Raw genomic sequence first — 21,555 nt, 5'->3', positions numbered from 1 at the left:
TAACGTGGCCGTAGCGATCGCGGGTCGGCGGAAACGCGGTGGAAACAACCGGGCGCCGACGGCTCGTCGATATGTTGCCCACCAACGCAATACGGCGTAGAAGTGAGGATGACGCCGAGCCGGTCCCGGACCACTGTGCCTGGGCGTACCCGGATGTGGTCCCCATCGAGCAGACCAAAACGTTCGGCGGATCGATCCCGATCACCACTACTCCAAGAAAGACCCCACGTGAGCTTCTCCAACATCATGGATTCCAACAGCTACACCGGTGGTTCGGTGGGGCGGCACGGGGACGGACTCATCGAGGCCCGTGAACGGATGCTCGGGCCGGCGTACCGGTTGTTCTACCGCAAGCCCGTTCACCTCGTGCGCGGCGAGGGGAGTCACCTCTTCGACGCCGACGGGGACCGCTACCTCGACGCCTACAACAACGTGGCGAGCGTCGGACACTGTCATCCGCACGTCGTCGACGCCGTGATGCGGCAGATGACCTCGGTCAACACCCACACCCGCTATCTCCACGACGGGATCGTCGACTACTCCGACCGACTGCTGGGCACGCTCGGACCGGGCATCGACCAGGTGATGTACGCGTGCACCGGCTCCGAGGCCAACGACCTGGCGCTGCGGGTCGCGTCGATGCACACCGGGACGACCGGGGTCGTCGTCACCACCGAGGCATACCACGGCAATACCCAGGCGGTGACGGCGATCTCGCCGTCGAACGGAGGGCCGGCGGTGCTCGGTCCCCACGTCCGCACGGTGCCGCCGCCCGACCGGCGTGGGACCGGTTCGGCGGCAGAGGCGTTCGCCGATCACGTGCGCCGAGCCGCCGACGATCTACAGGCCGCGGGCTTCGGGCTCAGCTGTCTCATCGTCGACACGATCTTCTCGTCGGACGGCATCTTCGCCGCGCCCGACGTCCTCGCTCCCGCGGTCGCGGCCGTGCGTGAACACGGTGCGGTGTTCATCGCCGACGAGGTGCAGCCCGGCTTCGGCCGAACCGGTGAGGCCATGTGGGGGTTCGATCGGCACGGAGTGCGGCCCGACATCGTCACGATGGGCAAACCCATGGGCAACGGCCTGCCGGTGTCGGCGATGGCCGTTCGGTCCGAGGTCCTCGAGCGATTCGCGTTGACACAGCCCTACTTCAACACTTTCGGGGGCAACCCGGTGTCGATGGCGGCGGCGGCCGCGGTGCTGGACGTCATCGAGAGCGAGGACCTGCCTGCTCACGCGCTCCGGATCGGCGGCCGCCTCCGGGGGGAGATCGCCGGCGTCGCGGCCGAACACGCCGGCGTCGACGACATCCGGGGCACCGGCCTGTACATCGGGGTGGAGATCGTGACCGACGACGGTGCTCCCGACCGGCGGCGCGCCCGCGCGATCGTCGAGGCCATGCGGGACGCCCACGTCCTCATCTCGGTTTGTGGCGAGCACGGCAACGTTCTCAAGATCCGCCCGCCGCTCGTCTTCTCCGACCCGGACGTGGACTGGTTCTGCACGGCACTGGAATCCGCACTGACCACGACACTCACGACCGTGGGCTGATCGGACGGCGCCGGTCAGGTCCTCGGGTCAGAGACGGTTGAGCAGTTCTGCCTTCTTCGACGAGAATTCCTCGTCGGTCAGGATCCCGCGCTGGTGGAGGTCGGCCAGCGACTCGATCGCCGCGACGATGGCGGACGAATTCTGTGCAGGTGCCGCCGGTTCCGGAGTGGCGGCGGGCACCGGCGGCTGCGCGGGTGCGTCCGACGAGGGTGCAGGTGCCGCCACCGGGGTTCCGGCGTCCCGTTGCGGTCCGAGCTCGACGAGGCTCGACACGTCGAAGGTGCCGTACTGGCTGGAGAAGCTCACCGAGCCGTATCCGGAGCCCTGCTGTTGCTGGACGCCCCCGATCCGGTGATCCGCAGTGTCGAAGATCCGCGTGACCCCGGCGACCTGGATGGCGAGGCGACGTGTTGCCGGGAACACGGCGTACCGGACGTCGTTCTGGCCCCCGGTGGAGCTGGGCGCACCGAGGTCCGCCGGCCACCAGGACCCCGCGGTGACGAAACCGGCGCCCGGCTGCTGCCCCGGCGCGGCCGGGAAGATCGACGTGGTCGTCAGGACGTCGGCGAGTTCGTTGCACAGCGAATCGACCCGGGACTTGAGGGAGTTGTCGAACATGTCGCCGACCATCGTCATGCCGCCGCGCATCCACTGACCGGAGCCGCCGAGTTCGGGAATGTTGAACTGGGCCATGGTGCCACCGCCGGCATTCACCGCCAGAAGCATCGCCAGAACGGCGTCGCGAGACAGGCCGAACCGGACGGCGATCTCGATGATGGCGTTCTCTGCTTCAGGTGTCACACGGCTGGTCATCGTGATGTCCTTCGTCGAGGAATGCCCCAACAGGGTACACACGGATCGCCGACGTCCGACGCCACGAATCGACGAGCGGGTCGACTCAGGCGCTGAGCCGCGCGAATGCCGAGCGGTGGAAGACGATCGGTTGTTTCGAGTGATCGTTGGCCAGCCCGGTCACCCGCAGCACGACGATCTCGTGGTCGCCGGCCGTGTGCGAACTCTCGATGGCGCACTCGAAGTGCACCGGGGCATCGTCGAGGAGCATTGCCCCGCTGGACAACACGGTTGTCTCGACACCGGCAAAACGCTGGGTCTTGTCCTTGGCGGACAGCTGGCGGATCACGTCGGTGTGGCTCTCGCCCAGCACCGAGACGCCGAGACTGGGCAGCTCGCGCAGGATCGGCCAGGTGGTCGAGCTCTGCTGCACGGCGAACATCACCAGGGGTGGTTCCTGGGAGACGCCGACGGCGAAGGAGGAGGCGACGATGACGGCCGGTTCGGCACCGGACATTCCGGCGAGCGCGACGACGCCGGTCGGGAAGGCGCCGAACGCCTTTCGCAGTTCGGTGCTGTCCAGGTCGGTGGTGGGGGTGACGGACGTGGTCATCGGTCACCGGCCGGGACCGTTGCCTTCGTCGAGGCGAGCACGACCGAACCCCAGCGGTCGATCCAGGGCTGGAATGCCTCGGTGTCGTCGTAGAGCTTGTCGACGACGTAGAGACCGGCGGCCGGGACGGTCGCGCCCAGCTCGACGAGCACCGGCTTGAGAAGCAGGTCGGGCGCCAGGTAATGAGCGGGTCCGGCACCCAGCATCAGCGGGATGGCGGTGACGTCCTGGAGGCCGTCACTCGTCGAGAACTGATCGAGGAAGAGCTTCAACAGCCCCGTGTAGGTGGCCTTGAAGGTCGGCGAGGCGAAGACGACGAGGTCGCTGCCCGCAACGGTCTCCACGGCTTCCGCGACCGCGGTGTCTCCCCAGCCGAGCAGGCCTGGACCCAGGTCGACCACGTCGACGACATGGTCGGGTTCCTTGCCGGTCAGGGTCGACGCCAACAGGCTTGCCGCCGTCAGTGTCCTCGATGCAGGCTTCGGATTGCCTGCCACAACGGAAACGATCACGATGCTCCCCTTCGAATGTCGCGAGATGCGTTCTCGTGCAGAGTGCGCGGGCGACATTGCCGATTGGTCAACCGACTATTTCCCCTAGATTGCGCGAGGAGAGCCGATCGCTCCGGGCTGCGGGTCCTGCGATATCCCGTTGGTGCGCAGGGATTCTTCCGCGGAAGAGACCGGGTCGGGCTCCGGGCACCAAGTGACGTCGGAGTTGTCGATCTGCGATTCGAACCGGATCCGATCCGCCCGGAAGCGGTCGAAGACGATCTCCACCGGTGTGCCGTCGGCGGTGGTGTAGAGGATCTCCCGGGACAACAGGGTCTCGCCGGGCCGGACGTCGAGCAGGCGTGCGGTCCGTTCGTCGGCGCGCTCGGCGCCGATGGAGACCGAGGCGCCGCCCGGTGCGACCCCGAAGAACTCGGCGAGTGTCCGTGCCATCGACATCGGCTTGTCCCGAAGGACATTGGGGTCGGCATTGAACCGCGGGGAGAAGTAGGCGCTGCGCATCCCGATGATCTCGTCGTGGGCGATGAAGGAGTTCTCGACGAGACGCACGACGTCGTCGTCGATCTTCAGGCGCTCGCGGATGAGTGGGAAGGCCGGCACGATGCACTGATCGGTCACCTGGATGTGAACCAGTTCGCCGCCGGTTGCGGAGATGTCGTCGAGTGCGACACCCAGATCCCGGCGGTTCACCCGCGTGCCGACACGTGGGCGCCGGATCACGACACCCGTCTCGCTCAACTCGCTCAGCGCCGCGCGCACCGAGCCGCGGCTCGAGTTGAACATGATCATGAGGTCTTCCTCGACCAGTTGCGCGTCGATGTCGATGGTGCCGTTGCGAATCGAGGCGAGTATGAGGTCGCGGACGCGGCGGGACGACACCTGGCGCCCACGCGCGGAACCGCCGCGCGAACGCGGGTGGAATGGGGGTGGTGTCGTCATGGAGATGACTTCCGATCTTCTTCCAACAGCGGGGGCTGAACTGCCGATGGGTTGTGAGTCTAAGGACTCTTGCACGCATCGGCGCGGGCAAGTTGTGTGCGTCACATTCGGCGCGAAAACGACCTTGCCGATGCCGAACGGCCCCTTGACCTGCGGCTACGCGTCAATGGTCACGAATGTGAACCCGCGCAATTGACCAGTCACGCCAGGACGCGGGATTCGAAACAAATCGGCCAGAGGATCAGCACCCAACAGATCGAGACCCAACAGATCGAGTCCTAGATGGGAGGGATCGAGTGACCGTCGATATCAGTGTCGAGCCAGGCATTGCCGGCCCGGGCGCAGTCGATGCACGACATGCGACGACGACCGCCGGTGGCGGTGGTGCCGGGACGAAGGGGTCCGCCGTCAGGGTGGTCCTGTCACGACTTTCCGAGTGGGCGTGGATCGGACGTGCGGCCGGCCGCGGCATCGTCAACCTCCTGATCTTCGTCGTCGTCGCCTTCTTCCTCGTCCAGCTGATCCCGGGTGACCCGCTGGTCTCCGCCTCGGGTGGCCGCCTGTCCGGCGCCGCACTCGAACAGGCGCGGGAGTCATACGGGCTCAACGGATCTCTGTCGACCCAGTACTGGACATATCTGACCTCGCTGATCAGCCTGGACCTCGGCAACTCGATCGCCACCGGCCGCCCGGTCGCCGAGGACATGGCCACCCGGGTCCCCGCGACCCTCGAGCTCATCGGCGCCGGCCTGTTCTTCGCCTGTCTGGTCAGCCTGCCGATGTCCTACCTGGTCGTGACCCGGCCGACCAACCGGTTCTCCAAAGTGCTTCGCTCGTACGCGAGTTCGGCGGGAGCGATCCCCGAGTACGTCGTCGGTATCCTGTTCCTGTTCGTGTTCTTCGCGACGCTGGCCTGGGTTCCGGCGCCGTCCGGACGACTCGACCCGATCCTCATGCCGCCGACCGAGGTGACCGGATTCCCGGTCCTCGACGCATTCATCGCCGGCGACACCGCCGCTGCCAACTCCTACATCGCGCACCTGATCCTGCCGGTCGCGGTGATGACCGTGTCGCACTCCGCGATCCTCGTGAAGTCGCTGGTTCTTGCGCTCGACACCGAGATCGACAGCCCGGCAACGCGGTTCCGGATCGCCTCCGGTGCTCCACGACGAGTGGTCGTCCTGAGCATCTACCGCCGGGCGCTGCCGTCGGCGGTAGCGATGCTCGGCATGATCTTCGGCCTCCTCCTCGGCGGTGCGGTGGTCCTGGAATCGCTCTTCGGTCTCGGTGGCCTGGGTCAGTACGCGGTCGACGCGGTCCGCTCGTCGGACGTGTTCGCCCTCCGGTCCTTCCTGATCGTCATCGCCGGCATGTGTCTGATCGTCTACTTCCTCACCGAGGTGGCCACCGGCCTTCTCGATTCCCGTCGACGCGACTCGCGCAACCCGGAGGTCTGACACATGGCCATGGCACCGCTCTCCACAACGACGGAAATGTCCGGTGCACCAACGAGTGCCAGGAAGACGTCCGGGCTTCGTGACTACGCGGCTCTCATCCCGTTCGCCCTCCTGCTACTCCTCGCGGTCTTCGGGCCGATGCTGGCACCGCAGGCGGCGACCGAAGTGGTCGGCACCCCCTCGACCGCGCCGTCGGGCGCCCACTGGTTCGGCACCGACTCCAACGGATTCGACGTGCTGTCCCGGACTCTCACCGCCTTCCGGTTGGACATCGCCATCGCGATCGGAGTGACCCTGCTCGCGACCGTCGTCGGCATCGCCATCGGATCGATCGCCGGCATGTACGGCTCGAAGGGCGGACCGCTCGGTGTGATCGCGGCGACACTCGGCCGCACGATCGATCTGGTCCAGGCGCTGCCCGTCATGATCGGCGGGCTGGTCATCGTCTCCTTCTTCGGCCGCAACTCGGTGGTCATCGCGCTGGCGCTCGCGTTGGTACTCATGCCCTTCCAGGGCAGGTTGATGCGCACCGAGGTGCTGCGCACCCGAAACGACGGTTTCGTGACCGCGGCGCGGATGAGCGGCGAATCCGAGTTCCGCATTCTCACCCGCCACGTAATCCCGAACTCGTGTGCTCCCGTCCTCGAGAACGCCTCGGCGATCTTCGGAATGGGGATCATCTTCTGCGCCGGCCTGGGATTTCTCGGCGTCGGCATCCCGCTCCCGACCGCGGAGTGGGGCAACATGCTCGCCGACGGAGCGGCGGACGCAGCGGTCGGACGCTGGTGGCCCGCCCTGTTCCCGGTCCTCGCACTCGCCTACTCCGTGTGGGCGGCCTCCCGAGTCACCACCTTCATCTCCCGTCGCCGACGTTTCTGACCGCACGACGTGTAACAGCTGCTCTCTCAACCCTTCCCAGAACGGAGTCCCCGATAACCATGAAACGACTGTCCACCCTGGTGAGCGGAACCGCGCTCGCCCTCGCCGCCGCACTGACACTCAGCGCGTGTGGTGGCGGGTCGTCGAACAACTCCGCCGAGGGCGGCGTGGTCATCGTGACCGCGGCCCAGCCCCCGAGCTTCAGCTACGAGACCAGCGCAACCGGCTACGAGGCCGCGGAGTTCTTCCTGAACACCGGTGCCACCCTCATCCGCAACCCGTACGTCGCCGGTTCCGACGGCCTCTCGGCGCACCAGGAGCTCTTCAAGTTCGAGCCGGTCCTGGCCAAGAGCTATGAGGTCAGTCCCGACGGCAAGACCTACACCTTCCACCTCAACACCGAGGCGAAGAGTGCAGCGGGCAACGCCCTCGACGCCGACGACGTGATCTTCTCGTTCAAGCGCAAGTTCGACGTCGACACCAGCATCGTGTCGTTCGTCAGCGCTCCGGTGATCACCTCGACCGATCAGGTGAAGAAGGTCGACGACGCCACCGTCACCATCTCCATCGCCGATCCGTCGCACGGCTTCACGCTGCTGTCGCTGCTGGCGAACACCCCGTACGCCATCTACGACTCCGAGGTGCTCACCGCGAACGCCACCCCGGACGACCCGTACGGCGTCGAGTACTCGAAGACCAACGCGGACTTCGGCTTCGGTGCGTACAAGTTGACCAGCTACACCCCCGGCCAGCAGATGGTCTACGAGGCCAACCCCGGATACGCCCTCGGTGAGCCAGGGGTGAAGCGTGTCGTCCAGCGCGTCGTCGCCGACGCCGGCCAGCGCTCCAACCTCGTGAAGAGCGGTGACGCATCGGTCGCCACCCAGCTGCGTCCGGCCGACCAGGTCGCCCTGCGCGACGCGAACGCCGCCCAGATCTTCACGGTGCCCAGCAATGCCTACGTCTACGTCCCGCTGACCACCACCAAGGCGCCCTTCGACAACGTCGAGGTCCGCCGCGCGTTCTCGTACGCGGTTCCCTACGACGCGATCATGAAGGACGTCTACAAGGGCCGCCTGGGTCCGATCTCGTCGATCCTCAACGACACGCTCCCGGACTACAACGGCAACGGCCTGAAGAGCAACACCACCGACCCGGCGAAGTCGTTGGAGATCCTGCGCAACGCGGGGATCACCACGCCGGTGAAGTTCGAGCTGACCGTCAACAACGCCGTACCCGATCTCAAGGAGTCGGCCGTCCAGATCCAGACCGCGGCCCGCGCAGCGGGATTCGAGGTCACCCTCAACGAGGTGAACTCGGCGGTCTTCCAGGAGGGACTGGCCAACAAGACGTTCCAGGCATCGATGGGTCGTGACTACGCGGTCGTGCAGTCCCCGCCGTACGTGCTGTCCCTCTTCTACACCCCGGGATCGCCGATCAACTGGCCGGACTTCGACTACGCACCGCTGAACAACGCCATCGCGGCCGGCAACGCCTCCGGCGAGCCGCTGACCCCGGCCGCATGGGGTGAGTGGAACGAAGCCGAACGCATCCTGCAGGACCAGATGCCGACCGTCTACATCGGATACGTGCAGCCGCTCAACGCATTCGCCAACGGTGTCGAGGGCTACGTCTTCCGCACCGACAGCGTGATCGACTACTCGGAGCTCAAGCCATGACCACGCTCACCGACCAGGTCTCGGTAGCCGGAGAGGACGTGACGGGCACCGCTGCCCCGGTCCTCGAGGTCACCGATCTGACGATCCGTTACGGCGGGGTGGAGAAGGTCCACCCGACCTCGTTCACGATCGGCCGGCGCGAGCGGGTCGCGATCGTCGGCGAGTCTGGCTCGGGGAAGTCGAGCATCGCCAACGCACTCGGCGGGTTCATCCCGCCGGGTGTTGGCGAGGTGTCGGCGGCGAGGATGTCGCTGTCGGGCCGTTCGTTGCTGGCGGAGAAGGCTCAGAGGATCCCGGCTCGGCGTGAGGGGATCTCGATGATCTTCCAGGACGCGATGAGCTCTCTCGATCCGATCTGGTCGGTGGGCAGTCAGCTCACGGCGGTCCTCCCGAAGAGCAGGTACGGCTCCCGCAAGGGCCGTGCCGCGGCCGCCGAGGCCCGTCTGGAGCAGGTCGGCATCGTCGAACCGCGCCGGGTGATGACGTCGGTACCGGGTCAGCTCTCCGGCGGCATGCGGCAGCGAGTGATGATGGCGATCGCGCTGGCGTCCGAGCCGGAACTGCTCATCGCCGACGAACCGACGAGTGCTCTCGACGCGTCCCTGGCGGTGTCGGTCATGGAACTCATGACCGGCCTCACCATCGAGAACGGGGCATCGCTGGTCTTCATCACCCACGACATCGCACTCGCGCGTCGTTTCGCCGACAAGGTGCTCGTCATGCAGGCCGGCGGCGTCGTGGAGACCATCGCCGCCAGGGACCTGGACCACGCGACCCACCCGTACACCCGGGGATTGCTGGAATGCATGCCCACGCTGAGTTCCGCTCAGTTGGAACGTCTTCCGACGCTGGACACGGTCATGAGAGAGGAGGCCGCAGCATGAGCACGATCATCGAGGTCGTCGACGTGCACAAGCAGTACGGGCGCAAGGTGACCGCCATCGGCGGGGTGACCACCAAGTTGGAGAGCGGCCGCGCCACCGGAATCGTCGGCGAAAGCGGTTCGGGAAAGTCCACTCTCGGCAAGATGATCGTCGGACTCACCGCACCGACCTCCGGGCAGGTCCTGGTCGACGGCCGCGACCTGTCCCGGCTGCTGGAACGTCGTCCCGGCCGTCTCGAGTACCGCCGCAAGGTGCAGCTCGTGGCCCAGGACACCACCACGACGTTCGATCCGCGGCGGATCATCCGCGAGGCGATCCGACGTCCGGCGCAGATCCTCGGCGGGCTCGACGAGAAGGCGGCCGACGCCGCCGTGGACGCCATCGTCGCCGAACTCGGCATCGCACCCGAACTCGTGGAGCGGTATCCGCACCAGCTTTCCGGCGGCCAGCGGCAACGTCTTTCGATCGCGCGTGCTCTCGTCGTCGGACCGGACATCCTGGTCTGCGACGAGGCGGTGAGTGCACTCGACGTGTCGGCACAGGCCGTGGTCCTCAATCTCCTCAAGGACTACGTGCAGACGCACTCGCTCGGGCTGGTCTTCATCTCGCACGGCCTGCCGGCCACCGCCTTCATCACCGACGACCTGCTCGTGATGAACCGCGGCAAGGTCGTCGAATCGGGCGAGACGATGTCGATCCTGCAGGCGCCGTCGAACGACTACACGCAGACGCTGGTCGGCGCATACCAGGCCATGGAAGCGGCGGCCTGACCCCACGACTCGCCGGCCATCCCGGTCGGTGGCAACACATCTCACAATCATTTCTCACGACAGGAGATCGCAATGTTCCACATGGGTTGGTTCCTCGGAGACGGCTTCGGCATTCACCCCTGGAGCCCGACGAACGGTGACGGTCCGTGGACCGGCACCAACCACCTGGACTGGATGAAGCCCGACATCCACGTCGACATGGCCAAGAGCCTCGAGCGTGCCGGCTTCGACTACATCCTCATCGAGGACACCTCGATGGTCGAGGACTCCTACAACAACTCCGCGGAGACTTCGCTGCGTCGTGGCTTCATGGCCCCCAAGAACGATCCGCTGCCGCTGGTCCCGCTGATGACGCAGGCCACCAAGCACATCGGCATCATCCCGACCGTCTCGACCATCCAGTACCCGCCGTTCCTCGCCGCACGCGCCTTCACCACCCTGGACCACCTGACCGAGGGTCGTGTGGGCATGAACGTGGTCACCAGCGTCACCGACCGGGTTGCCCAGAACTTCGGCTACGAACGACATCTCGAACACGACGAGCGCTACGAGATGGCGATGGAGTGGATCGACGTCGTCAAGGCGCTGCAGAACTCGTGGGAGGAGGGCGCCGTCATCGCCGATCCCTACGCCGGCGTCTATGCCGACCACACCAAGGTCAACCCGATCGAGTTCGTGGGCAAGTTCTTCAAGTGCCGCGGCCCGCTGAACACCATCCCGGGTCCGCAGCGTGAGGTGCCGGTGTGCTCGGCCGGTAGCTCGGAGCCGGGTCGTGTGCTCGCCGCCAACTACGACGACACCCAGATCGCCATCGTCAAGGACGCCGCAGACGCCAAGGCCTACCGCGAGGACATCCGTGCCCGCGCGGCCGCCGCCGGACGCAACCCCGACCACATCAAGGTCCTCTTCATCGCGACCCCGACGATCGCGGCCACCGACGCCGAGGCCCAGGCCGCCTACGAAGCGGCGCAAGCGTTCCGCAAGACGGACAAGGCCATCGAGTACAACCTGTGGAACATGTCCTACACCTCGGGTGGTCGTATCGACTTCGGTGCCATCGATCCCGACACCAGGGTCGGCGACATCGATCTGTCCAAGCAGAACGGCGAGTACACCTCGATCGCCGGACTGTTCGGCGGCCGCGAGGACGAGACCCTGCGCGAGGTCGTCGCGAGCAGCTTCCAGGTCAAGGACATGGGACTCATCGGTTCACCGTCGACCATCGCGGACAAGATGGGCGAGATCATGGAAGAGGCGGGTGGAGACGGCTTCCTCTTCTATCTGCCCACCACGCGCATGAACATGGCGATGATCTCCGACGGCCTGGCACCGGAACTGCGTCGCCGCGGACTCATCCGTGAGGAGTACACCGGATCGACCCTCCGGGAGAACCTGCGCGCCTTCTGATCACCGAGACCACTGTGTCCCCGCACGTCTCGGCGTGCGGGGACACAGGCGATCGTCTAGCGGTACGCCGCGCGGGCGTGCGGCACCATGCGGATGGCCCTGGGCAACCGCGGGATGATCAGCCGCGACTGCAGCGAGATCAGGCGGAAGAGAAGGCGGCGTCCGGCACCCCAGTCGATGCCGAGCAGCTCGCGGAGCTCCGGTGTGAGCAGACCGGCGGTGACGGTGGCCAGGACGAGACCGGCCACGGGACGGACCGTCGTGTTCCAGACGAGCGCGTGCCGTAGGACCGGGATGTGCGGCGGCGGTTTCGGCGACGTCACCACACCGAAGACGCGATCGGTCATGTCGGAACGCTCGAGTCGGGTGCGGGTCATCTCGTCGAACCAGGCGCAGAATGCCTCCCAGTTCTCCGGCATGTCCTGCTCGCGCACGCCGTACATGAGCCCGACCCGGCGCATCTCGAGGTAGAACTGCTCGACCTCGCCGGGCTTCCACCCTCGTCCGAGTTCCTTCTGCTGGGTGTAGATCCCGTGCACGAGGCTCGCGTGAACCCAGTGGAACGCTTCGGGATTCAATGAGCTCCAGCGGGAGCCGTCGGGATTCCGGCCCTTGATGTCGCGGTGGCGTTCGCGCAGCCGGCGCGCCATGGCGAGTGCGTCGTCGCGGCCGTAGACGACGCCCATGATCATGTCGAGTGTGCGTTCGGCACGTCCGTACGGGTCGGTCTCGAAGACCGAGAACTCGCGCACGCCGGTCGCCACCACGGGGTGGGCGACGTCGATGAGGAGCCGACGGGGCGCACCCAGGACGAAGGTCAGGTCGCCGAAGACCGTCCAGGCCACCGAATCCGGTCCGAGGGGAGTGATCTCGGAGTTGTCGATGGACGCCTCGGGTTCTGCTGTCATCTGCCTTCGCTCATTCCCGGATAGAACGGGTCGACCTGGAAACAGGGTACGCGCGTTGCCTCGGCGGGCGTCAACGCATTCTTCACGTGACGCCAGGTGCGCTCGCTGAAGTTGATCGACAGGTGCTCGGAGAGATCTACCGGACAGTCCTGCTGCAGAAGAATGTTCGTGACGTTGTCACCCTCGAGGAAGCCGTTGGTGAACGGGGTCGCGATCTCGTCGTACTTGGTGACGATCGTCGTGTAGTGGGGTCCCGGCTTGGTGTCACCGTTGCCGTAGACCTTGCGAACGAGGTCCGAATACTGTGCCTGCTGTGCGAAGGCGGGGAACAGTGCCTTGAAGATGTCGTAGCCGACGGGTCCGAACGGCGGGATGAAATACCGTACGTAGGTGAGCATGTCGCCCGTCGAACCGTGGTTACCGGGCGCGATGCCGATGACCTTGTCGACCTTCTTGTCGCCGCCGAGGAAGTCGATGTAGTAGTGCGGCAACAGGCCACCGCCCTGCGACCAACCGACCAGATCGACCTTCTTCGCCCCGGTGCTGCGCATGATCCGGTCGATGTTGCGCGAGACCTCGCGGGCTGACCGCTCGATGTCGGCGAGACCCTGGATGGGGAAGCTCGGCAGCGGCGTGATGTTGCCGTAGTTGAACGTGTAGACGCAGTACCCGCGGTTGGCGAGGTACGGGGCGCCGGCACTGTAGGCCCACTGGGTGGTGGCGGTGGCGTTCAGCAGGATCACCGGGTTGGGGCGGTCCTCGGTCAGCTTGCACGACGGGTCGTTGGCGCCCGGCGGGGACCAGTTCGCGTCCAACGTCTGGTTGAGCACGTTGGGGATCGCGGACCGGAAGTCCCAGGACACGGGGTGTTTCTTCGACGGCGCGGCCTCGGCCGAACCCACCCCGGTCAGACCCAACGTCGCTGTCATCGTGCATGCCACCGCAGCGGTGACGATCGTCGTCAGCCGTCTCATCTTGAACATGTTCCTCCACCCTCGATCTGAGGACAGATGTTGTCAGAGTCGTCGCGGATCCGCAACGAATCAGTTACCCGATCGCCCGCCCGACCCCCCACCTGCCGCGAGGCGTCCGGCAAGATCGACGACAACCGTTGGCACCCGGCCGATTTCGTCGAAGCGGGAAATTGCTCGCAAGGTCGCGACCTACTCTGGCACCTGCATCGGCCCCTGGTGACGCCCGTGACCAACGTCGCGTCATCGTCGAGCCGACCCCGTGGGCGCGGACTAGCGGCTCCGGCCGCGAAAGGTGAGTGGACATGGTCTCGGTGACCGGCGCAGTCGGAACCGCCGTCGAACAGGTGCAGGACGCCGTCGGCGCCTTCAAGGTGCTCAAGCGTTCGGGTCTGCTGGACCCCACGCGACCCAAAGAGCTCCTCACCACGGTCAAGCGCGCGAAGATCATCGGGCCCTGCGCGTCGGTGGTGGCGCAGGGTGCGGACGAGTACCCGGAAGCGGGTGCGGTCGCCGACGAACGCGGTGAACTGACCTACGGTGAACTGAACGCGAACGCGAACGCGTTGGCCAACCATCTGCTCTCCTCCGGCGTCGAGCGAGGCTCGGTGATCGGCGTGATCGCGCGCGACCATCGAGGTCTGCTGACGACGATGAGCGCCGCGGGCAAGGCCGGTGTGCGGCTGGCCATGATGAACACGGGATTCGGAAAGACCCAGTTCGTCGAGGTCGCCGAACGCGAGAAGATCGTCGCGATGCTCTACGACGAGGAGTTCAGCGATCTCGCCGACGCCCTACCTCCCGAGACTCTCCGGATCGTGACCTGGGTCGATGGCGAGCGCCCGGTCCCCGAAGGGGTTCGCACCCTCGACGACATCGTCGCCGGCGGGGACACGTCAACACCCGCGGAACCGGATGAGTGGGCCGGACTCGTGATCCTGACGAGCGGCACGACGGGACTGCCCAAGGGGGCTCAGCGCTCCAAGTTGTCCCCGTTCTCGAGCGCCCTTCTGCTCGACCGAATCCCGTTCCCGCAACGCGGGACCATGGTGATCGTCTCGCCGATCTTCCACTCCACCGGCTTCGCGCTCTGGGGTGTGGGGGCGGCTCTGGGCAACAAGGCCGTCGTGATGCGACGGTTCGATCCGGAGAAGACGCTGGCCGCGCTGGCCGAACACAAAGCGGAGGTGCTGGTCGCGGTACCGACCATGCTCCACCGCATGGTGGCTCTCGGACCCGACGTCATCAAGAAGTACGACACGTCCGCGCTGCGGATCATCGTGATCGCGGGATCGGCTCTGTCGCCGACGCTTTCGGAGGCCGTCCAGGACACGTTCGGCGACGTCCTCTACAACCTCTACGGGTCGACCGAGGTGGCGGTCGCCTCGGTGGCGCAACCCGAGGAACTGCGTCTCGCGCCGGGCACGGTCGGCCGGCCGCCGGTCACCAGCCGCCTCGCCCTGTTCGACGACGAAGGTCGACGGATCTCCGGAACCAACGTCCGTGGAAGGCTCTTCGTCCGCAACGGTGCTCCTTTCGAGGGGTACACCGACGGACGCAACAAGGAGGTCATCGACGGCTTCATGTCCACCGGCGACATGGCGCGGTTCGACGAACACGGCCTGCTGCACATCGACGGCCGCGACGACGACATGATCGTCTCCGGCGGGGAGAACGTCTATCCGCTCGAGGTGGAGAACCTGCTCGGCGAACACCCCGACATCGACGACGTCGCGGTGATCGGCGTGGACGACGACGAGTTCGGAAAGCGGCTGCGCGCCTTCATCGTTGCGGCTCCGCATGCCAACCCTTCGCCCGAGGACGTCAAGGCGCATGTGAAGGCGCATCTCGCCCGGTACAAGGTGCCGCGCGACGTGGTGTTCGTCGACGAGTTGCCGCGCAATCCCACGGGCAAGCTCGTCCGCCGGCAGTTGCCGACGGGGCCGCTGTAGGTCTCGATCAGCGGAGGTCAGCCGGCGGCCCGGTCTCGCTTCAGCTGTGCGACAACCAGATGCAGCGCGGCGGTGGTGGTGAGGGAGCGGACCCGTTCCCGGTCACCGGGGAAGCGCCGCGTGATCGTGTGGGTCGGGCGGCCCTTGATCGCGACGCCGAAGCAGACGGTGCCGACCGGCTTGGCCTCGGTGCCGCCGTCGGGACCGGCGATTCCGGTGGTCGACACCGCGACATCGGACTTGAGATGGCGGAGGGCTCCCTCGGCCATCGCCGCGGCGACCTCCTCGCTGACCGCGCCGCGTGAGGCGATGAGTTCGGCGGGAACGTCGATGAGATCGGACTTCGCGTCGTTGGAGTACGACACGACGCCGCCCGTGACGTAGGCGGAGGAGCCGGGACGGTCGGTGAGTCGAGCTGCGACGAGCCCGCCGGTGCAGGATTCCGCCGTGGCGATCAGCCGACCGTCGAGGGTCGCGATGAGCTGGTCCTCGATCGTCGATCCGTCGGTCGAGAAAATCTGTCTCCCATGGTGTTCGGTGAGAAAGTCCAACAGCTGTCCGTAGGTGGCGGTGTCGGCGGCGGCGAACCGGGTGACCATGTCGAGTTCCCCGCGTCGCAGGCAGGTGGTGATCTCGAGGGCAGCGAAGCCGGGAATGGTCTCCTCGGCACGGCGCAGGGTCTCGGCGAGCTCGGCCTCATGCAGACCGTAGGCCCGGATGGTCTCCTGCGTGAGGTCGTCTGCCCGGGACACCACGTCGGCGATGGCGGGTGAGGCGATCGCGGCCGGCCACATCGCCTGAAGTTCACCGGGCGGGCCGGGCAGGACGAGGATCGCCGGCAAGGGTTGCGTACCGGGGACTGCGGGAATGGCGACGCCCGGCGCCGTGCCGGTGGGCGGTATCGCCACGGCACCGGCGGGAACGCGGGCCTGCTTGTGGATACCGATGCGGGTCGGGCCGTCGTCGAGGTCGACGGTGTCGGGTCGCCAGCGTCGGATGATGCCGGCGATGTGCTCCTCGAGAGCCGGGTCGAGCTGCAGGTCGCGCCCGCAGAACTCGGCGACCGTCGCCACCGTGAGGTCGTCGGCCGTGGGACCGAGACCGCCACTGGTGACGATGAGATCGACCTGCTGGTCGGCGAGGAATCGCAGCTGCGCGGTGAGGTCGGCAGGGCGATCCCCGCAGATCGTGATGTGGGCGACGTCGACGCCGGCCGCGAGTAGTTGCTCGGACACCCACGGGCCGTTCTGGTCGGCGATCCGTCCGGTCAGTACCTCGGTTCCGGTCACCACGATTCCTGCGCGCACAGTCACGGGTTCGAGCCTAGTCGGGGACTCCTCCGGTGAGGGTGCCTGCTGGTTCGAACCGTACGAACTCAACTCGGCCGCCAGACTTCGATCGAAGTCTGGCGGCCGAGTTGAGATCTGGGAGTGAGGTTCTCTACGCCTTCTCGGCCTTCGCCTTCTCCTGCATCGACGACCGGGCCGGGTTGGCCTGGTCATCCGACTTCGGGTCGGACTCGTCCTTCTTCTCGGTCACGCCCGACTTGATGCGGGCACCGATGTCGGGATCGACGCGGTGCCAGTACTCGAACGCGCGCTGCAGAACGGGTTCGGAGACACCGTTGAGGAGATGGCCGACGACGTTGTCGACGAACCGCTCTCGCGCGTCGTCGTCGAACACCTCGCGGACCAGCGTTCCCGCCTGGCCCCAGTCGTCGTCCTCGGGATGATCGACATAGGCGCTGCGCAGGATCTCGCCGTTGGCCGCCCACTGTGGTTCGCCCTGACCGGGATACAGCGCCGACGGGCCTCCCTTGGAATTGGGTGCGTAGACCGGGTCGGTGACGTTGTGGATACGCATCGCGCCGTCCTTGGAGTACGAGTGGACCTCGTTCTTGGGCGCGTTGACCGGGATCTGCTTGTAGTTGCCGCCGAGACGGTGCCGGTGGGCGTCGGCGTAGGAGAAGACGCGGCCCAACAACATCCGGTCGGGGCTGAAGCCGATGCCGGGCACGACGTTGTTCGGCTCGAAGGCGACCTGCTCGATCTGCGTGTGATGATCGACCGGGTTGGTGTGCAGCGTCATCTTGCCGACGTCGATCAGCGGGTAGTCGCCGTGCGGCCACACCTTGGTCAGGTCGAATGGGTTGAACCGGTAGCCCACCGCGTCGTCGAACGGCATGAGCTGGACCTTCAGCGTCCAGCTCGGATGGTTACCGGCGTCGATGTTCTCGAACAGGTCCCGGGTGTGGAAATCGGTGTCGGCAGCGGCCATCTGATCGGCCTCGTGCTGCGTCAGGTGCTCGACGCCCTGGTCGGACTTGAAATGGTATTTGACCCAGTGCTTCACGCCTTCGGCGTTGACCCACAGATACGTGTGCGAGCTGTAGCCGTTCATGTGACGCCACGTCTTCGGGATGCCGCGGTCGCCCATCAGCCAGGTGACCTGGTGGGCGGACTCGGGCGACAGCGTCCAGAAGTCCCACTGCATGTCGTGGTCGCGAAGGTTGTTGTCCTGCCGACGTTTCTGGGAGCGGATGAAGTGCTGGAACTTCATCGGGTCCTTGACGAAGAAGATCGGCGTGTTGTTGCCGACCATGTCGTAGATGCCCTCGGACGTGTAGAACTTCAGCGCGAAACCGCGTGGGTCACGCCAGGTGTCGGGGCTGCCGCGTTCGCCGGCCACCGTCGAGAACCGCGCCACCATCTCGGTCTTCACGCCGGGCTGGAACAGTGCGGCGCTGGTGTAGGCCGAGACGTCCTCGGTGGTTTCGAACGTCCCGAAAGCGCCACTGCCCTTGGCATGTGGCTGTCGTTCGGGAATTCGTTCGCGGTTGAACTGGGCCATCTGCTCGATCAGATAGTGATCGTGCAGGACGATCGGTCCTCCGGCGCCCACGGTCAGAGAGTGTTCGTCACTCCCGGCCGGCGCGCCCGAATCCCGGGTTGTGTAGAGCGAATCGTCGGACATATCGCCTCCGAGAGGTCGTCGTATCCGTGCAAGAAAATGCGCGACCCGAGGGCTGCAGGTCCGCCCAGCCGATCCTACGCTGAGCCGATCGCCGTCACGGCCGCTCGCCCGCGACGATGCCGAACTCGCGGAGCACCGCGTCGGTGTGTTCGCCCAGGGCGGGTACCGGTCCCATCGCGAGCTCGACGTCGTCGAACGTCATCGGCGGCAGCACCGCCTTGATCGGTCCGACCTCGGTGTCGACGTCGCGCCAGCGGTCGCGTTCGCCGAGCTGCGGATGCTCGACCACGGCCTCGAGATCGCGGATCTCGGCGGCCGGCACACCTGCGTCGGCGAGGCGCCGGTCGAGCTCCTCGGTGGTGAACCGTTTGGTCTCCGCCGCGATGACGGCGTCGACCTCCGCCCGACGGGAGACGCGATCGATGTTGGTCTTGTACCGGGGGTCCTCGGCGAGATCCGGGCGATCGAGCACGACGCGGGTCAGCGTGTCCCACCCGCGGTCGTTCTGGACCCCGATCAGGATGGTGCCGTCCTGGGTGGGGTACTTGTCGTACGGCACGATCGCCGCGTGGCCGAGGCCGACGCGAGCGATCTGTTTGCCGCCGTAGAGCCGCATGTACATGGCGTGACCCATCCACTCGACCGTGGAGTCGAACATCGACACGGCCACCCGTGCGCCGATGCCGGTGGTGGCGCGGCGGAACAGCGCCGACAGCACCGAGGTGAGGGCGTACATCCCGGCGGCGATGTCGGAGGACGGGATGCCGGTCTTGGTCATGTCCTCGGGCGTCCCGGTCACGGAGATCAGGCCGGTCTCGGCCTGGACGAGCATGTCGTAGGCCTTGCGGTCGCGGAACGGGCCGGCGTCGCCGTAGCCGGACATGTCGACGACGATCAGTTCGGGATGGTCGGCGCGCAGGACGTCGGCGCCGAGTCCGAGGCGCGCCGCGGCGCCGGGAGCCAGGTTCTGCAGGAAGACGTCGGCTCCGGCGATCAGCGTCTTGATCGCGTCGCGGCCGGCTTCGCTCTTGAGGTCGAGTTCGACCGATTCCTTGCCGCGGTTCAGCCACACGAAATGCGAACCCGCGCCGCCGCGTACAGCCGAGTCGTACTGCCGGGCGAAGTCCCCTTCACCCACGCGCTCGACCTTGATGACCCGTGCACCCAGGTCGGCGAGGTGCCGGGTGGCGAGGGGAGCGGCGACGGCCTGCTCGAGGGCGACGACGGTGATCCCCTCCAGCGGCAGCAGGGCTGAGTCCGAGGAGGGCGACTGGTCCGAATTCACCGGCCAAGGATCACCTGCACTTGTCGGGTTCGTCAACGCGATCGGGATCAACCCGACCATCTGTGAGTCCCGCGTCACGATCGGCGTTGTGCGCCGTCGCGGGCGGGGGTCATGAGCTGCGGTCGACCGGTTTCACCGCCGGGTCGGCGAGCGCCCGCCGGTCGAGGTCGGCGTCGACCCCTGTGCCGTCGAACGTCTCGCCGGCGATGACCTGGGCGAACTCCTCGTCGGCCGTCTCCACGGCCGCCTCCGCGGCGAGCCGCTGCTCCTCACCGGTCAGGGTGTTGAGAGCGACCTCCTTGATGAAGAGGACCGCGATCGTGCCGACGATCGCCATCGCCATCGAGACCAGGAAGATCCGGGCTGTGCCGTCGCCGTACGCGCCGCGGACGATCGCCGCGATGGGTGCGGGCAGTTCGTTGAGGTTGGACAGGCCGGCACCGCCGGAGCCGGACTGGGTGATGCCGATCGCGCGCAGGCCCTTACCGATCAGGTCGGTGACGTGGTTCGACAGCACCGCTCCGAGCACCGAGACGCCGGCTGCACCACCGAGTGAGCGGAAGAAGGTCACGGTCGAGGTGGCCGCACCGAGGTTCTTCGGCTCCACGGTGTTCTGCACCGCGAGCACCAGATTCTGCATCGTCATGCCCATACCGAGTCCCAGCGCGAACAGGTAGCCGCTCAGGACCGCCATGTTGGTGTGGGCGTCGATCGTCGCGAGGAGGCCGAAGCCGACCGCCATCACGATCGAGCCGGCGACCAGGTAGTTCTTCCAGCGGCCGTACTTGGTGATGAGGCGCCCGGAGAGGGTCGCCGAGACCACCGAGCCGAAGACCATCGGGAGGGTCAGCAACCCGGCCGCGGTGGGGGAGTAGCCGCGGGCGATCTGGAAATACTGGCCCAGGAACACCGCGCCGCCGAACAGGGCCACACCGACCGCGATGCTGGCGATGGTCGCGAGGGTGGTCGTGCGCTCCTTGAACAGGTGCAGCGGGATGATCGGGTCCTTGGCCCTGGACTCCACCCAGATCGCGACGGCGAGCAGGGCGAGTCCGAGTGCGACGAGACCGAACGACACGCCCGAGACCCAGTCGAAGTTCTTGCCGGCGAGGGTGACCCAGATCAGGATGACACTGACGCCGGCCGAGATGAGCAGGGCTCCGGCGTAGTCGATGTAGACCTTGCGCCGGACGACCGGGAGGTTGAGGGTGCGCTGCACGACGATCATGGCGATGACGGCCAGCGGGACACACACGTAGAACGTCCAGCGCCAACCGAGCCAGCTCGTGTCGACGATGACGCCGCCCATCAGTGGTCCGGCGACGGTTGCGATCGACATGACGCCGGCGATGGCGCCCTGGTAGCGGCCGCGCTCACGCGGGCTGAACATCGACGCGATGACGATCATGACCAGCGACTGCATGCCGCCGAGGCCGAGGCCCTGGATCACGCGGAAGCCGATCAGCATCGAGACCGAGGTCGACAGACCGGCGAGCATCGAGCCGATCGTGAACACGCCGAGCGACAGCTGGACGAGGAGCTTCTTGCTGAAGACGTCGGACAGCTTTCCCCAGATCGGGGTGGCGGCCGTGGAAGCGAGCAGGGTCGCCGTCACGACCCAGGTGTACTGATCCTGGGTGCCGTGTAGCTGGGTGATGATCGTCGGCAATGCGTTGGACACGATCGTGGCCGAGGTCAGGGCGACGAACATGCCGAGCAGCAGGCCGATCAGCGCGTTGATGCGCTGCTTGTGGGTCATCGGTGTGTCGACGGGTTCCACTTGTGGTGGGGACGTTGTCATACGGGGGTTCCTCCGGGGTCGTGCGTGCGCCGTGTGGACGGAGCCGGATGGCGGCGACCACAGAACATCGACGAAAAACGGGCTCGTCGACCTCGTGGACTCAGGTGCCGGGAACAGCTGGCGGAAACGGGGGTCCGGCATAGGCCGCCGCCCGTTTAGTTGAATGCTGCAACTATAGGGCG

General features: G+C 66.6%; 18 protein-coding genes. 8 read left to right on the top strand and 10 right to left on the bottom strand.

The genetic code is table 11. The annotated features are described in order from the left end of the window. Positions 1-228 precede the first annotated feature (228 nt). A complete protein-coding gene (locus GKZ92_RS21950) occupies positions 229-1,551 on the top strand; it encodes an aspartate aminotransferase family protein (RefSeq protein ID WP_006359601.1) in 1,323 nt (440 codons plus the stop codon). 27 nt (positions 1,552-1,578) lie between these two features. On the opposite strand, the gene GKZ92_RS21945 is transcribed toward GKZ92_RS21950, so the two are convergent. From GKZ92_RS21945 to GKZ92_RS21930, 4 genes are all read right to left on the bottom strand, one after another. Next, on the bottom strand, positions 1,579-2,364 hold the full coding sequence (locus tag GKZ92_RS21945) for an SHOCT domain-containing protein (RefSeq protein WP_006359602.1): 786 nt from the start codon (positions 2,362-2,364) through the stop codon (positions 1,579-1,581). Positions 2,365-2,449: 85 nt separating this feature from the next. Then, entirely contained in the window at positions 2,450-2,956 is a 507-nt protein-coding gene (locus tag GKZ92_RS21940; protein ID WP_006359603.1) for a flavin reductase family protein, read from the bottom strand. Next, positions 2,953-3,468 carry an NADPH-dependent FMN reductase gene (locus GKZ92_RS21935; RefSeq protein ID WP_006359604.1) on the bottom strand — a complete coding sequence of 172 codons (516 nt, stop codon included), beginning with the start codon at positions 3,466-3,468 and terminating at the stop codon, positions 2,953-2,955. Before GKZ92_RS21935 ends, GKZ92_RS21940 begins: the two co-directional genes overlap by 4 nt. Before the next feature lie 84 nt (positions 3,469-3,552). Beyond that, entirely contained in the window at positions 3,553-4,407 is an 855-nt protein-coding gene (locus GKZ92_RS21930; protein ID WP_035753649.1) for a GntR family transcriptional regulator, read from the bottom strand. A 296-nt stretch (positions 4,408-4,703) separates the two neighbouring features. On the opposite strand from GKZ92_RS21930, the gene GKZ92_RS21925 reads away from it, so the two are divergent. From GKZ92_RS21925 to GKZ92_RS21900, 6 genes are all read left to right on the top strand, one after another. After that, the gene (locus tag GKZ92_RS21925) at positions 4,704-5,864 is read left to right on the top strand and encodes an ABC transporter permease (protein ID WP_040004230.1); all 1,161 of its coding nucleotides are present in this window, start codon (positions 4,704-4,706) and stop codon (positions 5,862-5,864) included. 3 nt (positions 5,865-5,867) lie between these two features. After that, positions 5,868-6,743, top strand: coding sequence for an ABC transporter permease (locus tag GKZ92_RS21920; RefSeq protein WP_006359607.1), 876 nt, complete (start codon positions 5,868-5,870; stop codon positions 6,741-6,743). Between the two features lie 59 nt (positions 6,744-6,802). After that, on the top strand, positions 6,803-8,422 hold the full coding sequence (locus GKZ92_RS21915) for an ABC transporter substrate-binding protein (protein ID WP_006359608.1): 1,620 nt from the start codon (positions 6,803-6,805) through the stop codon (positions 8,420-8,422). Next, the gene (locus GKZ92_RS21910; protein ID WP_042375993.1) at positions 8,419-9,306 is read left to right on the top strand and encodes an ATP-binding cassette domain-containing protein; all 888 of its coding nucleotides are present in this window, start codon (positions 8,419-8,421) and stop codon (positions 9,304-9,306) included. Before GKZ92_RS21915 ends, GKZ92_RS21910 begins: the two co-directional genes overlap by 4 nt. Further along, the gene (locus tag GKZ92_RS21905; protein ID WP_006359610.1) at positions 9,303-10,076 is read left to right on the top strand and encodes an ABC transporter ATP-binding protein; all 774 of its coding nucleotides are present in this window, start codon (positions 9,303-9,305) and stop codon (positions 10,074-10,076) included. The genes GKZ92_RS21910 and GKZ92_RS21905 overlap by 4 nt, the downstream gene beginning before the upstream one ends. 72 nt (positions 10,077-10,148) lie before the next feature. Next, positions 10,149-11,483: an NtaA/DmoA family FMN-dependent monooxygenase gene (locus GKZ92_RS21900; protein WP_006359611.1), complete on the top strand. Its 1,335-nt coding sequence runs from the start codon at positions 10,149-10,151 to the stop codon at positions 11,481-11,483. 56 nt (positions 11,484-11,539) lie between these two features. Here the strand turns inward: GKZ92_RS21900 and GKZ92_RS21895 are convergent, their stop codons facing one another. Beyond that, positions 11,540-12,391, bottom strand: a complete 852-nt coding sequence (locus GKZ92_RS21895; protein ID WP_006359612.1) for an oxygenase MpaB family protein — start codon at positions 12,389-12,391, stop codon at positions 11,540-11,542. Next, the gene (locus GKZ92_RS21890) at positions 12,388-13,374 is read right to left on the bottom strand and encodes an esterase/lipase family protein (RefSeq protein WP_035753653.1); all 987 of its coding nucleotides are present in this window, start codon (positions 13,372-13,374) and stop codon (positions 12,388-12,390) included. The genes GKZ92_RS21895 and GKZ92_RS21890 overlap by 4 nt, the downstream gene beginning before the upstream one ends. Before the next feature lie 293 nt (positions 13,375-13,667). Here GKZ92_RS21890 and GKZ92_RS21885 point away from each other — a divergent pair, with 293 nt between their 5' ends. Further along, positions 13,668-15,314 carry an acyl-CoA synthetase gene (locus tag GKZ92_RS21885; RefSeq protein WP_040004231.1) on the top strand — a complete coding sequence of 549 codons (1,647 nt, stop codon included), beginning with the start codon at positions 13,668-13,670 and terminating at the stop codon, positions 15,312-15,314. A 17-nt stretch (positions 15,315-15,331) separates the two neighbouring features. On the opposite strand, the gene GKZ92_RS21880 is transcribed toward GKZ92_RS21885, so the two are convergent. The 4 genes from GKZ92_RS21880 to GKZ92_RS21865 form a co-directional block, all read right to left on the bottom strand. Further along, positions 15,332-16,627 carry a competence/damage-inducible protein A gene (locus GKZ92_RS21880; RefSeq protein ID WP_035753656.1) on the bottom strand — a complete coding sequence of 432 codons (1,296 nt, stop codon included), beginning with the start codon at positions 16,625-16,627 and terminating at the stop codon, positions 15,332-15,334. Positions 16,628-16,754: 127 nt separating this feature from the next. Beyond that, the gene (locus GKZ92_RS21875) at positions 16,755-18,287 is read right to left on the bottom strand and encodes a catalase (protein WP_006359616.1); all 1,533 of its coding nucleotides are present in this window, start codon (positions 18,285-18,287) and stop codon (positions 16,755-16,757) included. A 94-nt stretch (positions 18,288-18,381) separates the two neighbouring features. Further along, complete coding sequence (locus tag GKZ92_RS21870; RefSeq protein WP_006359617.1) at positions 18,382-19,572, bottom strand: CaiB/BaiF CoA transferase family protein; 1,191 nt, start codon at positions 19,570-19,572, stop codon at positions 18,382-18,384. A gap of 109 nt (positions 19,573-19,681) precedes the next feature. Next, the gene (locus GKZ92_RS21865) at positions 19,682-21,373 is read right to left on the bottom strand and encodes an MDR family MFS transporter (RefSeq protein ID WP_035753659.1); all 1,692 of its coding nucleotides are present in this window, start codon (positions 21,371-21,373) and stop codon (positions 19,682-19,684) included. Between the last annotated feature and the right edge of the window lie 182 nt (positions 21,374-21,555).

It is taken from the genome of Gordonia sp. 135, from assembly GCF_009720185.1.
In the GTDB taxonomy this organism is placed as follows: Bacteria; Actinomycetota; Actinomycetes; order Mycobacteriales; family Mycobacteriaceae; genus Gordonia; species Gordonia alkanivorans.
The sequence above is the reverse complement of the archived record's forward strand: the minus strand, read 5'-3'. Positions and strand labels throughout refer to the sequence as shown.

Excerpts from the sequence above, each read along its gene's own strand:
- GKZ92_RS21875 (WP_006359616.1), bottom strand. The coding sequence starts at position 18,287 with ATGTCCGACGATTCGCTCTACACAACCCGGGATTCGGGCGCGCCGGCC.
- GKZ92_RS21885 (WP_040004231.1), top strand. The coding sequence starts at position 13,668 with ATGGTCTCGGTGACCGGCGCAGTCGGAACCGCCGTCGAACAGGTGCAG.
- GKZ92_RS21940 (WP_006359603.1), bottom strand. The coding sequence starts at position 2,956 with ATGACCACGTCCGTCACCCCCACCACCGACCTGGACAGCACCGAACTG.
- GKZ92_RS21920 (WP_006359607.1), top strand. The coding sequence starts at position 5,868 with ATGGCCATGGCACCGCTCTCCACAACGACGGAAATGTCCGGTGCACCA.
- GKZ92_RS21915 (WP_006359608.1), top strand. The coding sequence starts at position 6,803 with ATGAAACGACTGTCCACCCTGGTGAGCGGAACCGCGCTCGCCCTCGCC.
- GKZ92_RS21900 (WP_006359611.1), top strand. The coding sequence starts at position 10,149 with ATGTTCCACATGGGTTGGTTCCTCGGAGACGGCTTCGGCATTCACCCC.
- GKZ92_RS21895 (WP_006359612.1), bottom strand. The coding sequence starts at position 12,391 with ATGACAGCAGAACCCGAGGCGTCCATCGACAACTCCGAGATCACTCCC.
- GKZ92_RS21945 (WP_006359602.1), bottom strand. The coding sequence starts at position 2,364 with ATGACCAGCCGTGTGACACCTGAAGCAGAGAACGCCATCATCGAGATC.
- GKZ92_RS21910 (WP_042375993.1), top strand. The coding sequence starts at position 8,419 with ATGACCACGCTCACCGACCAGGTCTCGGTAGCCGGAGAGGACGTGACG.
- GKZ92_RS21905 (WP_006359610.1), top strand. The coding sequence starts at position 9,303 with ATGAGCACGATCATCGAGGTCGTCGACGTGCACAAGCAGTACGGGCGC.
- GKZ92_RS21865 (WP_035753659.1), bottom strand. The coding sequence starts at position 21,373 with ATGACAACGTCCCCACCACAAGTGGAACCCGTCGACACACCGATGACC.
- GKZ92_RS21890 (WP_035753653.1), bottom strand. The coding sequence starts at position 13,374 with ATGTTCAAGATGAGACGGCTGACGACGATCGTCACCGCTGCGGTGGCA.
- GKZ92_RS21930 (WP_035753649.1), bottom strand. The coding sequence starts at position 4,407 with ATGACGACACCACCCCCATTCCACCCGCGTTCGCGCGGCGGTTCCGCG.